General features: G+C 43.1%; 8 protein-coding genes. 6 read left to right on the forward strand and 2 right to left on the reverse strand.

Annotation, left to right across the window (positions count from 1 at the left end):
• Nucleotides 1-27: 27 nt before the first annotated feature.
• Entirely contained in the window at nt 28-1,998 is a 1,971-nt protein-coding gene (locus HJG39_RS06325; RefSeq protein ID WP_268407929.1) for a BCCT family transporter, read from the reverse strand.
• A 311-nt stretch (nt 1,999-2,309) separates the two neighbouring features.
• Here HJG39_RS06325 and HJG39_RS06330 point away from each other — a divergent pair, with 311 nt between their 5' ends.
• Both HJG39_RS06330 and HJG39_RS06335 read left to right on the forward strand, forming a co-directional pair.
• A complete protein-coding gene (locus HJG39_RS06330; protein ID WP_268407930.1) occupies nt 2,310-4,952 on the forward strand; it encodes a TonB-dependent receptor in 2,643 nt (880 codons plus the stop codon).
• A 98-nt stretch (nt 4,953-5,050) separates the two neighbouring features.
• A complete protein-coding gene (locus tag HJG39_RS06335; protein ID WP_268407931.1) occupies nt 5,051-7,000 on the forward strand; it encodes a tetratricopeptide repeat-containing sulfotransferase family protein in 1,950 nt (649 codons plus the stop codon).
• Nucleotides 7,001-7,086: 86 nt separating this feature from the next.
• On the opposite strand, the gene HJG39_RS06340 is transcribed toward HJG39_RS06335, so the two are convergent.
• Entirely contained in the window at nt 7,087-8,454 is a 1,368-nt protein-coding gene (locus tag HJG39_RS06340) for a hypothetical protein (protein WP_268407933.1), read from the reverse strand.
• 427 nt (nt 8,455-8,881) lie between these two features.
• On the opposite strand from HJG39_RS06340, the gene HJG39_RS06345 reads away from it, so the two are divergent.
• From HJG39_RS06345 to HJG39_RS06360, 4 genes are all read left to right on the forward strand, one after another.
• Entirely contained in the window at nt 8,882-9,301 is a 420-nt protein-coding gene (locus HJG39_RS06345) for a hypothetical protein (RefSeq protein WP_268407935.1), read from the forward strand.
• Between the two features lie 72 nt (nt 9,302-9,373).
• Complete coding sequence (locus HJG39_RS06350) at nt 9,374-11,125, forward strand: hypothetical protein (RefSeq protein ID WP_268407937.1); 1,752 nt, start codon at nt 9,374-9,376, stop codon at nt 11,123-11,125.
• A gap of 159 nt (nt 11,126-11,284) precedes the next feature.
• Nucleotides 11,285-12,025 carry a class I SAM-dependent methyltransferase gene (locus tag HJG39_RS06355; RefSeq protein ID WP_268407938.1) on the forward strand — a complete coding sequence of 247 codons (741 nt, stop codon included), beginning with the start codon at nt 11,285-11,287 and terminating at the stop codon, nt 12,023-12,025.
• 197 nt (nt 12,026-12,222) lie between these two features.
• The gene (locus HJG39_RS06360; protein WP_268407939.1) at nt 12,223-16,032 is read left to right on the forward strand and encodes a DNRLRE domain-containing protein; all 3,810 of its coding nucleotides are present in this window, start codon (nt 12,223-12,225) and stop codon (nt 16,030-16,032) included.
• Nucleotides 16,033-16,039 lie beyond the last annotated feature (7 nt).

Genomic DNA, 16,039 nt, shown 5'->3' on the forward strand with positions numbered 1-16,039 from the left:
TTTGTTTTGAGCTAAGGTCAGCTCCAATTACCGCAACAAATGTAGGAAGTGCATATGTTTATGATACTGATCAATGACATCATTAATAACTGCCAACTTCGACCATCCCATAATATCGTAGTCTTGCCCGCCTTCCTGGAGGTGCACTTCGGCGCGATAATATGATTGTTCATCATCAGTGTCTATGTCATCTTGCTCAGGTGCTGCAAATTCAGGTTGAATATGCTTGCGACGATGCACCCCATAGACAAAGTCATGCTCATCTCCCATACGCACAATCAACTCAACACCTCTATCAACTCGCTTAACCTCCGACTCGATTTGATTTTGGCTAAACTCGTCAACAACTGAATTCAAAGCCGGTGTTACGATCTTTTCGATATACCGCTCAACTGAGCTTCTATTAGGGAAATCAACGATATTTTGCAACCGTTCACGCCAACCTTCAGAATGGACTGTGGGGTGCATTGGCACCGCATTCATTTGTAAGCTTTCTCTCTTGTATCCTTCCACCCTCAAGGCTTTAATTAACCCAAATAAGGCAATCAGTAAGATAATGGCAAAAGGCAACGCGGAAGCAATCGTCATGGTTTGCAACGCATTTAGTCCTCCTGCGGTCATCAAAATAATCGCCACTACGCCGACAGCAACGGCCCAATAAATCCGCTGCCAAAGGGGGGTGTTGTTATGGCCGTTTGAGCACAACATATCAACGACCATGGCGCCAGAATCACATGAAGTCACAAAGAAAATGACTACCATCGCCACGGCAATACCAGACAACACTTGTGAAAATGGGAAATGTTCGAGGAACACAAACAACGCGACCGATGTATTATCATTCACCATACTCGCTAAGTTTGTTTGGTCCTGATTGAGCACCAAATCAATAGCGGAGTTACCGAAAACGGTCATCCAAAACAGCGTAAATGCAGAAGGAATTAGCAATACGCCTAACACAAATTCGCGAATGGTGCGCCCTCTAGAGATACGCGCAATAAACAAGCCAACAAAAGGCGCCCATGCGATCCACCAGCCCCAATAGAAAATAGTCCAACCACCAATCCAATCCGTTTTCTCATACGCAAATAAATTGAATGTGTTACGGACAATATCGGATAAATACGCCCCCGTATTCTGCAAGTAGGCTTTCAGGAGGAAAACGGTTGGTCCAAGCACCAAAATAAACACAAGCAAAGCCACTGCTAGAATCATATTTGCTTCGGATAAACGACGGATGCCTTTATCTAAGCCCGACATAACCGACACCACCGCAATCGCAATCACACCAATCATTAATAAAACTTGATTAGTGTTGTTCACTTCAATGGCAAATAAGTGCGCTAATCCCGAATTAATTTGCGATGCCCCAATCCCCAAAGACGTTGCCACACCAAAGATGGTGGACGTAACAGCGAAAATATCCACGGCATGACCAATCCAGCCATAAATTCTATCGCCAATGAGTGGGTATAGAGCAGAACGGAGCGTTAACGGCAACCCATGTCTAAAGCAAAAATACGCCATGACCAACGCAACTACTGCGTAAATAGCCCAAGCATGAAAGCCCCAATGGAAGAATGTTGTTTTAAGCGCCTCCCTTGCGGCATCTAACGTTTGAGGGTCGGCCGATGGCGGAGTGAGAAAATGCATTAACGGTTCTGCCACACCAAAGAACATCAAACCGATGCCCATGCCAGCAGCAAACAACATAGAAAGCCAAGTCAGCAAGGAATAATCAGGTGTAGCATGATCAGGCCCTAACCGCACCTCGCCATATTTTGAAAACCCAAGGTACACAACAAACAACAAGATAACGGCAACACTCAATACATAGAACCAACTTCCGTTTGTTACAATTAGTTCTTGCGCTTGATTAAAGATGGATTCGGCTAAACTCGGCATAAAAAAAGCAAAAGCGAGTAAAAGCGCAATGAGAATGGAAGATGGATAAAAAACGCGAGGATTTAATGATTGAACCGTATTATTCGTCTGCACAACTGAGCCTTAAGTTAGAAAAAATCATATTGCATTCTCATCAATAGCAAACTACCAGATGGGTGCTTTTTAAACCAGAAATAAACACTACACTAATATTTCGAATACAAATCTTAATTTGCAAACAACCCCCCATTTAATTGGGACAATCCTTTTAGATTTGGGTTTCATGCTAAATTTAACCGAATCATTATAGTTCGAGTTGAATCAAATTTGAACTTTCTTCTCGTTGCTATATGATCTAACAAAAAATATTTAGCTCAACATTTTTAATTTCTGAACATTTTTGGATCACATAGGCAATTAGTATCATGAGAAAAACCAAACTCAGTTGCGCGATAGTTGCAGCACTGACGGCTGGCTACCTACATGCAGATGAAGGCGGCAAAGCCAAAATTGAAACAATAGAAGTAACAGCAACAAAACGCACACAATCCATTCAGGATGTCCCCGTTTCTGTTACCGCTCTTAACGGAGAAGCACTTGAAAACCTCGGTGTAGATAACTTTCAAGACTACGTAGAGTTTCTACCCAATGTGGTTTTCCAAGGTACTGGCCCTGGACAAAATGAAATCTACATTCGTGGTGCAGCAACCACTCAAAGTAACATCGCCCTCTCTTCCGTTCAGGCACTGCAACCTTCTGTCGCCTTTTACCTTGATGAGCAACCCGTCTCCATGTCAGGCAGAAACCTTGATGTGTACGCAACCGATGTTCAACGTGTAGAGGTACTTCCCGGACCACAAGGCACTCTTTTCGGCGCTAGCTCTCAGGCAGGCACCGTCAGAATGATCACCAACAAACCAGATCATAGTGGTTTTAGTGCAGGGTTTGATACTAACTTAGGCTTCACTCGAGGCGGAGAAATGAGTAACTCCGTTGAAGCATACGTTAATGCCGCGTTAACTGACGATGTTGCTGTGCGCTTGGCGGTATACAACGACGATCAAGGTGGGTGGATCGATAACACTCTAAATGTGCCCGGTGAAGGCGGCTACATTGGTAGCGCTCTCGTCATTGACCGCATTTCAGGTGGCCCACTGTCTGACCCTGAAAACACGCCAGTTGACTCTCCAGTTAACGCATCTTTGGTAGAAGAAGACTTTAACGACGCAAGTTACACAGGCGCTCGCTTAGGCTTGTCGTATCACATCAATGAAGACTGGTCTTTACTGGTTCAACATACCGAACAAGCTTTAGAAACTGAGGGCGTATTCGCTTACGATCCAACATTAGAAGGTCGTAGCTCAACAAACCGCTTTGTTCCTGAAGAAAACAACGACGATTTCGGCCTTACCACTTGGACGCTCGAAGGGCGTTTGAAGCAATTAGAAATCGTTTATACCGGCGGTTATCTTGATAGAGAAATTGATTCTTTAGTTGATTACACAGGCTACACCAACGGTGGTCTATTCGCAGCGTACTACGTGTGTAACCACTATGAAGCTGAAACACCAGCCGATGAACGTTGTCTGGACCCAACTAAATACTATAAAGAAGAAACCAGTAGCACTCGTTTAACCCACGAACTACGCGTAAACACACCTGCTGAGAACCGCTGGCGTATTACCGCAGGTGTTTTCTTCGATGAACAAGACATCGATACCATTGGTCGTTTCCAACTAGGTAACACCGACTTAAGCTTCTTCTCTGATTTACAACGCACATTAGTGGGTACCGACGGAATCAATAGCGATGGCGGCCCATTTGAGTCAGACGTTAGCTTCGTTAACGACGTTAAACATGGCGCAGATCAAATTGCCGTATTCGGTCAGTTAGAATACGACATTACCGATACAGTGACCGCTAGCTTTGGCGCACGTTGGTACGAAATTGAAGACTCCTACAAAGGTTCAACAACGACTGTAGATGTATCACGTCGTCTGCGCGCGTTCGCGACACTCGACCCCGAAGAACTTATTGCCGTAGGCGAAGATCCAGAAGCCATTATGGCGGCGGTAGAAAGCGGTCAACTTCAAGTCGACTTATTGAATGATGACGGCACGTTAACGGTAGATGACACCATTATCAAAGCTTCTCTTGACTGGAAAGTAACCGATGACATCCTACTTTTCGCTAGCTATTCAGAAGGTTTCCGTCCCCCCGTTACCAACCGTGTAGGTGGTGGATTAGCCACCAATCAAAGTGGTGCCTTTGAAGGCTTCCGTATTCCGGTGTACTCACTTACCGATACATTAGAAAACTACGAGCTTGGCCTAAAAGGTGACTTCCTTGACGGCATTCTTCGCGTTAACGCCACGGCTTACTATTCAGAAATCGAAGATCTGCAAACATCTCGTTTTGACCCAACCAATATCAGTTTCTTAGTTTTCACCGACAACGTTGGTGATGCCGAGATTAAAGGGTTAGACGCAGACATCACATGGTTAGCAACAGATAACCTAGTGATTGATGCATCATTCAGTTTCCTAGATACCGAGCTAACTCGTATCAATACTGAACTTGATGGTATTGCAGCTGGCGTAGGTGCAGAACTTCCTTATTCTGCGGATTTCTCTGGCAACATTCGAGCACGTTACTACTACGAACTTGAGAATGGCTTCACTGGCTATGTAAATGCGTCTATTTCCTACACAGGAGACAGACTAGCAGGCATGAATATGGATGCTTACGTACTTGAAGACACAACTCGCTTAGTGTTTGGCACTGGCAGCGGGTTAAGTATTCAAGATGAAGCAGCGGTATATCAAGGCGTTACTTATACCGATAGTAACGGCGAAGTCTTCCGTGGTGGTCGCTATGTTCAAGAAGGCTACGCGATTGGTAACTTAGCCTTTGGTATTTCTGGGGACGAATGGAAAGCGGAGCTTTACATTGATAACGTCACCGACAGAAATGCTATCTTGTACATAGACACACAACAATTTACACCTAAAGTTGTGACAAACCGTCCACGTACTGTTGGCGTTAGATTCTCTTACGACTTCTACTAACGTTAACACGATAAGCAGGTTTCCCACCTGCTTATCGCTTTTTTCCGTCAGCAAAAACTGGCACATTACAGCTAATCTTTTCCTTCGTCTTTGAAACCATGATCCAAGATATAAAGCAGGCCATTACACAAGGTCGCTACTCACAAGCCGTTGAGTTAGCGAACAATGCACTTTCACAAGCGCTCGACGAAAAACAGCGAATAGACATTCATTATATGTTGGTCGTTGCACATCGACTAAGCAAACAACTCGATGCTGCGCTTAAAAGCAGTGAACAGCTCACCCAACTTGCCCCAAATCATGGAAGAAACTTTCAAGAGCAAGGGCATATTCATCTGGCACAAGGAAACAAAAAACAAGCAGCAATCGCATTCTATAAAGCCGTTCAACTTAACCCAACTCTAATTGTAAGTTGGCGAGCATTAAAAACCTTATACCAAGAAACAGGCAACACACAGGCTGTATCACTCGCTGAAGCACAACTGAGTTACCTTGAGAACTTACCAAGAGCTATTGTTGGCGCACGTGACTTAATGCACGAAGGCGACCTCATTCAAGCCGATCAAGTTTGCCGCCAGTTCCTACAACAAGAAAAACATCACGCAGAAGGACTGTTTCTATTAGCCGAAATTGGCATTCAAATGAAAGTTTATAGCGAAGCTGAGTTTTTACTAGAAAGCTGTCTAGAACTTTACCCAGAGCACCAAGGCGCAGGCTTAGCTCACTTAAAACTATTGTCGAAAATGGGAAAATTCGAACAAGCTCGGCAATTAGCTGAGAAGCTACTAAAATTGAACCCCAATAATCCGGCTGTTATTACTGCAAAAGCCTCATCGCTCGTTGGCATAGGTGAAATTGATCAGGCTATCGACATTTACCAGCAATTACTTGCTGAGCAAGATGACCAACCCGGCGTACACTTGCTTCTTGGTCATGCGTTAAAGGCACAAGGAAACTTCACTGATGCCATTGTTTCTTATCAAAACGCTTACCGTTTCAAACCCGACTTCGGAGACGCGTACTGGAGCTTAGCCAACACAAAAACCTACCGTTTTACTGACGAAGAAATCGCAACGATGAGCAAGTGGGTTGAAGCCTCAGAAATACAAACCGAAGACAAGATCCACATGTTGTTTGCTTTAGGAAAGGCACAAGAAGATAGGAAAAACTTCGACGCATCATTCAACGCCTATGAAAAAGGCAACGCCCTCAAACAACAAACATTAGGCTACGACCCCATATTTATTGAAAAGCAAGTTGATGCACAAATTCAACAATGCACAGCGGCGTTATTCAATAAGTTTGAGAAGGCTGGTTGTACCCGCCCAGATCCCATTTTTATCGTTGGCCTACCGCGAGCAGGTTCAACCCTTCTCGAACAAATTCTGGCGTCCCACTCACAAGTAGATGGCACCATGGAGCTGCATAATATCCTTGGTTTAGTTTCACGCTTAAGAGGCCATAAAAACCAATATCCCGAAGTCTTGCATCAACTCGACGCCAACTACTTCGCCCGTTTTGGCGAGCAGTTCCTCGAAGAAACACAGATTTACCGCAAACAAGCACCGTTGTTTATCGACAAAATGCCCAATAATTTCTTGCATATCGGGCTGATTAAACTCATTTTGCCGAAGGCTAAAATCATTGATGCTAGGCGCGACCCGATGGCTTGCTGTTTTAGTGGTTTTAAACAGCTTTTTGGAGAAGGCCAAGAGTTCAGTTATAGTCTTGAAAATATTGGACGATATTACCAAGCCTATTTAAAACTCATGCAGCACTGGGATGAAGTGTTACCCGGAGCAGTATTGCGCGTACAACACGAAGATGTCGTGAACGATTTAGAAACACAAGTCCGAAGAATACTCGACTATTGCGACCTCCCATTCGAGCAAGCTTGCTTAGATTTTCACAAAACCAAACGAACCATTAAAACGCCGAGTTCAGAGCAAGTGCGGCAGCCTATTTATCGCTCTGGATTAGAGCAGTGGAAACACTTTGAAGCGCACCTTTCCCCATTAAAAGAGGCGTTAACCCACACCACTCCCTAAGCAATAACAACAAACTCAATAACCGAGCAATAAAAAAGGCGCTTTAAGCGCCTTTCTAATAACGTGACTACGTAAAATCCGTTGTCCTAGTTAACCCATACACGAGGGGTTGAACCCGCAGTGTTATAGTACACAGGAATTGAAACTCGGCCATCAGCCGCTTTCTTCTCAGCAATCAAATGTACGGAGTTTGTTGCCGCTGCCACCGTTACCGTCATTGATACATCAACAAGCTGAGTTGGGCTACCAATAGCAGTCAGGATAGAGGCTTCGCTGATAGTTGCCACACCACCCGCATCTACTGAACCTAAAGAAGCATTAGTTACTTTACCGTTTGTCCCATCTGCCAATGTATAAATAATATCAGCAAACACGTCAGCAGAAACACCACCTTCGTTAATGACTTTCAGCCAGCTAACAAATCCATTGGCATTCAAACTTAACTGAGACACTTTGGCCTGCAAACCATTAACCGTCCACTCACCAGCAGCAGTGTTGTCAGCAACCAAATTCTTATCCGATTCAGATTCGAAATCTAAGTCAGATGAAACCGTGAAAGTACGACTCGTTAACGGATCATTACCCGTTGTAATAACACTAACAATTGCAGAAGTTGCTGCGAACACATCGCTAGCACTCGCTTCGAAAGTCGCAACGCCAGCGTCGGCGTCAAGCGTGAAAAGACCGCGAGCCACACCGTCAGGAGAGGTCGTTAAGGCAACACTTGCAACGCCAGACAAATCACCGCTTAACGTTAAGTTAACCTTATCGTTATCATTTAAAACAACAGAATTAGTAATAAACGCTTCCGTGAAGGCTAGTTCAATATCGTTAGTATCAAGACCACCAACAAAGGTCAGGCGATCATCATTTACATCAATAACGCCATCTGCTCCCCTGGTAACAGAGGCAGAGAATTCATTTGCGTATTGAAATAATTCAATTGCTGGGAAAATATCGTAAACACCGCCTACGTCACTAATCGTAGCCCCCAATGTAATCTCACCGCCTGCGGCTAAAGCTGGCAGATTAAAATCAATGGCCTGACCAGCAATGCTAGAACCGGATAAAATAAAGTCATCTGTTGACAATATGCCACTGGAAACTCGGAACAATAACTCTGTGGCACCTTCCGTCTCAGCAGTGATTAATAAGAACTCATTTAAGTCACCTGTTCCCGCTCCACCAGCACTCACTTCAAGAGTGTAGTCAGCATTTTGGAAAGTCGCGCCGTCAGGCAAAGTAATGAGAACGCGGTCAGCCGCGTTTAAATCAACTTGAGGATCGAAAACAATTGAGTCACCAGAAATGTTTGCAGTAAATTGGCCCGTTGAGGCTGCTTCGGTACTAACCGATTCTGAAACAATCGGATTTATAGTTCCCGCTAACGCTTCTCCTGAAAATTGTGCAGCGATTAGACTTGCAAGCGCCGCTACCTTTACAACCTTTTTCATATTTAACTCCATTAGAGCGCTATTAAGACGCCGTTAAGTTACTTCTTCAAATATTAAAAATTTAATCTGTCAGATCACTCTCAAATGATCCCCAACAACTTTATAAAATATAACCAGTTATCAGCTTAATACTAGACCTATTATTTGTTGTAATCAACAAACGCTAGTTATGCTTGACAATAGTAGTGACTGAATATGAACAAATTAAGTCTACATTAAGCTACGTTTAGTTTACGACCCTATCAAAATCGACGAAATACATATTAAAAACGTTAAAAAAGCCCTTAAGTTTGTACAGCACGGGGAGCTGCCCCCCCCCCTTCTTACGTTCAATAACAATTGAATAAAATATTAGCCAAAGTTCAAATTTATTCTTACTATTAAAGTGCTTACCCTAACTAACCCAACAAATAAAACGGAAATAGCCATGGCAACAGAGTCAGAAAACAACAACAAAACAACAAAAACCCTAAGCAAAGCGATTGAAACCCTCAAAGACGCCGCTGCCGACTTTAGCAATTTAACGGTCACCACCTATACAGGCGATTTAAAGTTACTACTTGGCACATCCGCCGAGAGCACCGACCCCATCAATACAAATAACTTAAATTTCCAAAACATTTTAAATAACGCACTCAAGGCCAAGGTCGATGGCAACCTAAAAGTCGTCTGCTTTAATTCTTATCAAATTGACGGTGATGCGGTTGTATTCAGAGCAGATGACCTTTCGCCAGAAGAAATGCAAAAATTTGAAACTGCACACAATGCGGCTATTAAAGCCGGACAAGACACGCGAGAAAGCATCCTAAATTTGTTAAAGGACTCCGTCGGGTTGGTACTCAAATAGCCTTAATCATTGATAAGGACAACATCACTTACCTTCACCAGCTCGACAGTTTAATACAATGGATTCAATCGCATGAAAAATGACAATATTCAGCTTTTGCAACAAGCAGAGCAACTTATTGACAATGCTCAAAAATCACACATTGTGGGCGGTTACTCCATTGCAAAGAACACTACCAATTTAGAACTTTTACAAGGCCCGCTGGCAAACGTTATTTGTCAGCGCCTCGCGGTATTACAGTACCTTTCGCATGAAGAAGTAGAGAACATACCTGATATATCAACAGCTCCCAAAGAGCCAAAAACTCTCCAATTCATAGAACGCTTCGATGCCGCCGTTAAACTCATGCAAAAAGAAGCCGGCCTCAAAGTTGATTCATGGCTTTCGAGTAAAACATTCAGTGCCTTACAAAATGTTTTTTCATTCGAAGATCCAAAAGATCTTAAACGTTGGACTCAACCCCAATACCAAGCCTTTTTTAATCGAGCACTTTACGCGAGGCTAAATGTGCTCGGAATCATTCCACAGCCCGCCACCCGATTTTTTACCTTACCAATGGAAAGGGCTAACCAATATGCCGAACTGGCTAATGCCGTTACCAAAGGATTAAACGACTTCACTACTATCGTAAATCACTTGAATCTACGCATTCCACAAACAAAGGAAAACGGCAACCTAGCGCTCATAGCCATGATTTTCGACACCGATGGATTAACCCAACAACTCGTCGAAAATAAAATCCACATCGAAGGAAAGTTAAAACAGGTATATCGTCCAGATGCATGGAATAAACCCAAAAGAGGCTTTCCTAAACTTGATGAAAAGAGAAAAAACGCCGTTAGCTTGCGCTTCTTAATGGCACAAGCACGCATTGAAACATGGCTAAACGGATATGGCTGTGAGATAGGAAAAAAAAGCAACCCAATTCAATTCCGTCCTACAGATAAAATCAGCAGCAGCACCTACGGAAGAGTTTTCTCACCCATTTTAAATAGACGGAACAACAGAGCATCTATCAGATTTGGTGCAGAACTCCGAAGAATGCTGCACTTTTGGTCCGATGCCCAAGCATTAATTAATGGAAAACCAGTGGAAAAGGTGCCCACCATAAAAAATCGGATAAAGAAGGATATGGAGGATAAAGGCTCAGCATGGACGTATGCTAAACTCGCCCTCCAAACCCTAGATTATGCTAATCAGCTCAACCAAATAGAGCTCAGACAACAAGACATGGACCCAAGCTTATTAACCCAACAGGTCAGTAAATTAAGCAAAACACAATTAAAATCAGAGGCATGGAGCACCAAACAAAATTCATCCTTTATATTTGATGGAATTAAACGAGCATGGCGCTGGGTTGTTGGAAAAATAAAATCCGTAGCGCATATTTTCTCTGAGGGTTTAGGATTAATTATTCGCGCTGTGAAAAGTGTCGCCTTTAACAGTTTATTATTTTATAAAAAACTCAATGTTGTTGTATCGGATGCCGTTGCTCAAGTTATCAAAAAAGATTGGTGGCAATCTAAAAACCTCCTTATTTTAAGAGACGCAGACTTTGATCTAATCACTGCTTTTAGCAAAAATGCGTCACAACAAGAAACATTACAAGCAACCAACAAAATAGCGCTACAAACCCTCCACTTTAAAGCAACAATATCCCTCATCAAGCTAGTTATGCTTGCAATAGACAGTATAAAAAACTTTTTCGTTAACCCGATTTATGGCAGCGTTAAAGCCCTAATTACTCTCATCAATTTCGATAACTTATTTACTCCAGAAGATAAAGAATACATAGAAATTGCATTTTCACAGCTTTCCAAATAAAAGATTCTGCATACACTAATAAAACAGCTTTTTGTAGAATTTGAGGAACAGTTCACTCAAGGAAAATTAAGCTGCCATTACTTTTAGCGCTCGTTTCTAGTAGAGTGTTATTCCGTTTTAACAAGGCTATCCATACTCACCTAAACTCAGGGAGCTAAAATGAAGAATCATTTTGAAACAGGCGGTAGCGACTATTCCAAATATCGCCCCAACTACCCAAATGAACTCATCAAGCAACTTTCTAGCCTTGTTAACAAGCCATCAACAGCATTAGATATTGGTTGCGGCACAGGGCAACTAACGGCATTGTTAGCGGATCACTTTGAAACCGTTATTGGCGTTGATAGCAGTGAAAACCAGCTTGTTAACGCCGAATTCAAACCAAACATTACCTACACGCTTGGTTCCGCTGAAAACATTCCCACAGAATCCAATAGCGCCGACTTAATTGTGGCGGCCCAAGCGGCACATTGGTTCGATTTAAGCGCGTTTTATGAAGAAGTTCGTCGTGTTGCCAAGCCTTCAGCCATCATTGCACTAATTGGTTATGGGCTACCAACGCTAACAGGAATTCCAAACGCCATGTTTCAAAAAGCATATTGGCTAGATTTACGCCAGTATTGGCCGCCCGAGCGTCAGCTTATTGAGCTGGGATATTCAACATTAGACTTTCCTTTCCACACAATTGAGATGGATGAATTAACTAATGAGAAGCGGGTCACGTTGGATGAACTAATCGGCTACATCGGCACATGGTCGGCCACTAAACGTAAGCTGGAAGAAGACGCACATTATTTAACACGATTGCATGAAGCGTTGCGTGCCGTTTGGGGTAACGAAGAAAAACAACGCGCATTGCAGTGGCCTATTTTTGCGAAAGTAGCCAAAGTGAAAGGCTAAAAACAATATTGTGAAACAACTCTCATTAATCTTCTTTGGCAAACACACAAACTACCAAACAGGTAAATATTCACCTCAAAACCTGCTTTAACAATAATCTAGTATTCAAACCTATACATTTCCGAAATGTTTAAACATTTAACATATGGAAAATATTATTTCCTTTAAATGAAATCGACCTATCGGAACCTAAACACATGAGAAAAAAGCTTAGTCTTCTTACTGGCTTGCTACTTTTGCCCCTTGTCACCAATGCAAAAACCATAGAAATTCCCGCAAGCGAAGATGCAACAATCAATAAATCATCGCCAGACATAAACAATGGCTTTGGCACTATTCTGGATGTAAAGCCAGAATCCGATGAATCAAGAACCTTGGTCAAGTTTGACTTCGGCTCACTCATTTCCGCCGGCGTCACCGAAGTTGACATCGACTCCGCCATTTTAGAGTTTGACATAAAACTTAACTATGGCTGGGAACTAAGAGGCAAGCCAGCCCAATACCAAATTACCGCTAACAAAATTGCCTCAAATTGGGACGAGGCGGGAGTGACGTGGAATTGTAGCGTTGCGGAGTGCTCCTATTACTGGTTTGGCGGCGATTTCAACCCAACGCCTTCCGCTAGCGCAAATGTTGCGACAATCGAAACAGGTAGAGATATCGCTTTGCTGGACTCAAAAATCCAGTTCAACTTAACAAACGATGTAAAAAACATCTTCAGCGGCGAACAAAACCATGGTTGGCTCATAAAAAAATATGATGAGTCAGCTTCCGGCATTATTCAGTTCAATTCACGAGAAGGGGAAATAGCGCCTAAGCTCATTTTAACGCTTAATCGTCCTATCGACTTACAAGCGCCAACCATCGCCATTACCGAACCCTCAAATACCATTTATATTGGTGAAGCACCTAACCACATTCGCGTTAGCTTTCAAGATGATGTTCAAGGCGTAGAAACTTCAAGCCTAAGAATATTACTAAATGGTGAAAACATACGTGAACAATGCGATACCCCCACCTCCTCATTTATAAATTGCCCAATTCCAGAGGAAAAACTAACCAACGGTAATCACTTAATCACGGCCAGCATTCAAGACAAAACAGGCAAGCTAAGCACCGTTCACAGCACTTTTTCCTACTTTGTAGACCAAAGCACAACAAAATCGAAATGGATAGATGGCACTGATAGTGTTCACACTCTCGCTAAAGTTGGCATTGGTACAAGCACACCAAGCGAAGCTTTGGATGTTGAAGGCAACGTCACCGCATCTGGCACTGTCACAGCAAACGAATTAGATATCGCCCAAAGCATTACCGTTTCCAATGGCAATTCAGAAACGCGAATTAGCGCAGCAGAAGGCATAACAATTATTGACGGCGGCCAAAGCACCTTTAGCATTTCAAAAGACGGCTCATTTACCGCCACAATGGGTTCGGTGAATGGCTCGATTGATCACAACTTACCCGAAAATGCCAACAAGATTGTTAACGTTGAACATGTCGAGCAGCGCCTAACAGACATTTTACCGAGCCTAGATGCCGACAACTATGTATTAAAATGGGACAACGCCAACGAAAAGCTGGTGCAGTCTCGGATCAAAGAAATGGCATCAGGCATTGGCATTAACCTGCCCGCGCTAATGTACCCACAAGCCGATGTGGACATTGCAGGCGATACCCGTCTTGTTGGAAACCTGAACCTTGTAGGCGAACTCACCGCCAAACAAAATGCCACCTTTGAAAAAGGCGCGGTAATAGAAAACGGCGAAAAAACCAACCAAGCACTCACCGTAAAAGGCGTTTCCACATTTGAAAGCGCGCTGAACGCAAAAGGTGATACCACGTTTGACCAAACGTTAACCGTAGATGGCGCAACCACACTTAACACGCTCACCGCCAAACAAAACGCCACCTTTGAAAAAGGCGCAGTGATAGCAAACGGCACTGACACCAACCAAGCACTCACCGTAAAAGGCGTTTCCACATTTGAAAGTGCGCTGAACGCAAAAGGCGATACTACGCTTGATCAAGCTTTAACTGTAGATGGCGCAACCACACTTAACACACTCACCGCCAAACAAAACGCCACATTCGAAAAAGGCGCAATTATAGGAAATGACTTTGACACCAACCAAGCACTCACCGTAAAAGGCGTTTCCACATTTGAAAGCGCGCTAAACGTAAGTGGCACAACCACACTTAACACACTCACCGCCAAACAAAATGCCAGCTTTGAGAAAGGCGCAGTGATAGCAAACGGCGAAAAGACCAACCAAGCACTCACCGTAAAAGGCATTTCCACATTTGAAAGTGCGCTGAACGCAAAAGGCGAAACAACACTTGAAACACTCACCGTCAACAAAGAAGCCACATTCGAAGAAAACCTAGTCGTTAACAAAAGCATTGAAGTTGCCACCACCGATGCATCAAACACCAAACACGCGACCAATGTCGAGTTCGTACACAACATAGAAAACAACCTACAAGACCAAATAGACGAATTACCCACTGTTGGCTCGAAAGAAAATAACTTCATCCCAAAATGGGAAGGCCAAAGTTTAGTTATCTCTAACATCATTGAAACCGAGAACGGCGTAGGTATAGGCGTACTCGCACCAACAGAAAAGTTCGAAGTAGGTGGTAATGCAAAAGTACATGGCAACCTTGCTGTAACGCAAAGCATAACCGTCACCATGCCGGAATTAGCAGAAGACATCCAAGAGGAACACGCTACCAATGTGGGCTACGTTAAAAACAAAATTGACAGCGTAAAAACACTAATAAACGACGAAATAATAGGCGTTGACGAAAGATTAGACAACGCCATAGACAGCGTAAACGAAGAGCTTACAGAGCAAGTAACACTAATCAATGACAACCTTAGCAATGAGGTATCCACCATCAATGCTAACTTCACAGAAACCAACAGTAACATAAGCCGTGTTAGCGCCGCACTTGGAACAGAAGTCACAAGAATCAACTCTACAATCAATAGTCTACCCAAAATTAAATCAGCAACCACTAATAGAGTCGCTAAGTGGAATGCAACAACTAAATCATTGGTTGACTCAAGCATTACCGATACAGGCGCGGGCGTAGGTATTGGCACAAGCGCCCCAAGCACTAAGCTCGACGTAATAGGCAATGCAAAAATTACCGGCAGCTTAACAGTGTCAACACCAGCTAACCCAGTTGATTTAAATGCGGTGAATGTTGGTCATTTAAAAGCCAAACTCAAAGAATTAAGAGATCAATTAACATCTTTGGAAAGCGCGCTCAACAGTATAGAGCAAGAAAACCCAAACAACGAACTCATCACCAACGTTAACTACACTTCATCAACCCAAACCCTTGCTATTACTGAAGGCGCAAGAACCCATTCATTGGTACTGGCAGGAATTCAAGGACCAAAAGGAGATAAAGGCGACCGCGGTAGTAGAGGACCTATAGGAGATAAAGGGGATAAAGGCGACCCCGGTAGTAGAGGAGCAAAGGGAGATAAAGGTGATAGAGGCGAAAAGGGCGAAAAGGGTGATAAAGGTGATAGAGGTGATAGAGGCCCGAGAGGGGAAGATGGTAAAGATGGCGTATCTAAGTCTTATGTTGACGAAAAAATTGCGGAACTAAAATCTATGATAACGTCCCCTCCTGTGGAACAGAAGTTTGTACTAGGGAATAATACGGTGTACTCATCTAACACTGTAATAAAGTCAACACCAACAAAGCCAAAATTTAGTAATTCTGTAATAACACCCTATGGAGGAGACTTAAGAGTCGAATATGGAGTTGAAGGCCAAAAAGATCTAACTTCTTCGATAATAGTCAATGGTTCAATTAAACGCACTTTTTCTGATACTGATAGAGATGGGTTTATACATGTTAGTTACGATCTCGTAGGCCTAGCAAAAGGGGATACTATAAAAATGGGCTTTAGATCGACGGATGGAGTTGCTATATTCAATGGTTTTCAGCTAAAGGCTGGAAACAAAGGCTTAACTTTCAATTAGCTATTTA

It is taken from the genome of Alteromonas sp. a30 (assembly GCF_026788005.1).
Classification (GTDB): Bacteria; Pseudomonadota; Gammaproteobacteria; order Enterobacterales; family Alteromonadaceae; genus Paraneptunicella.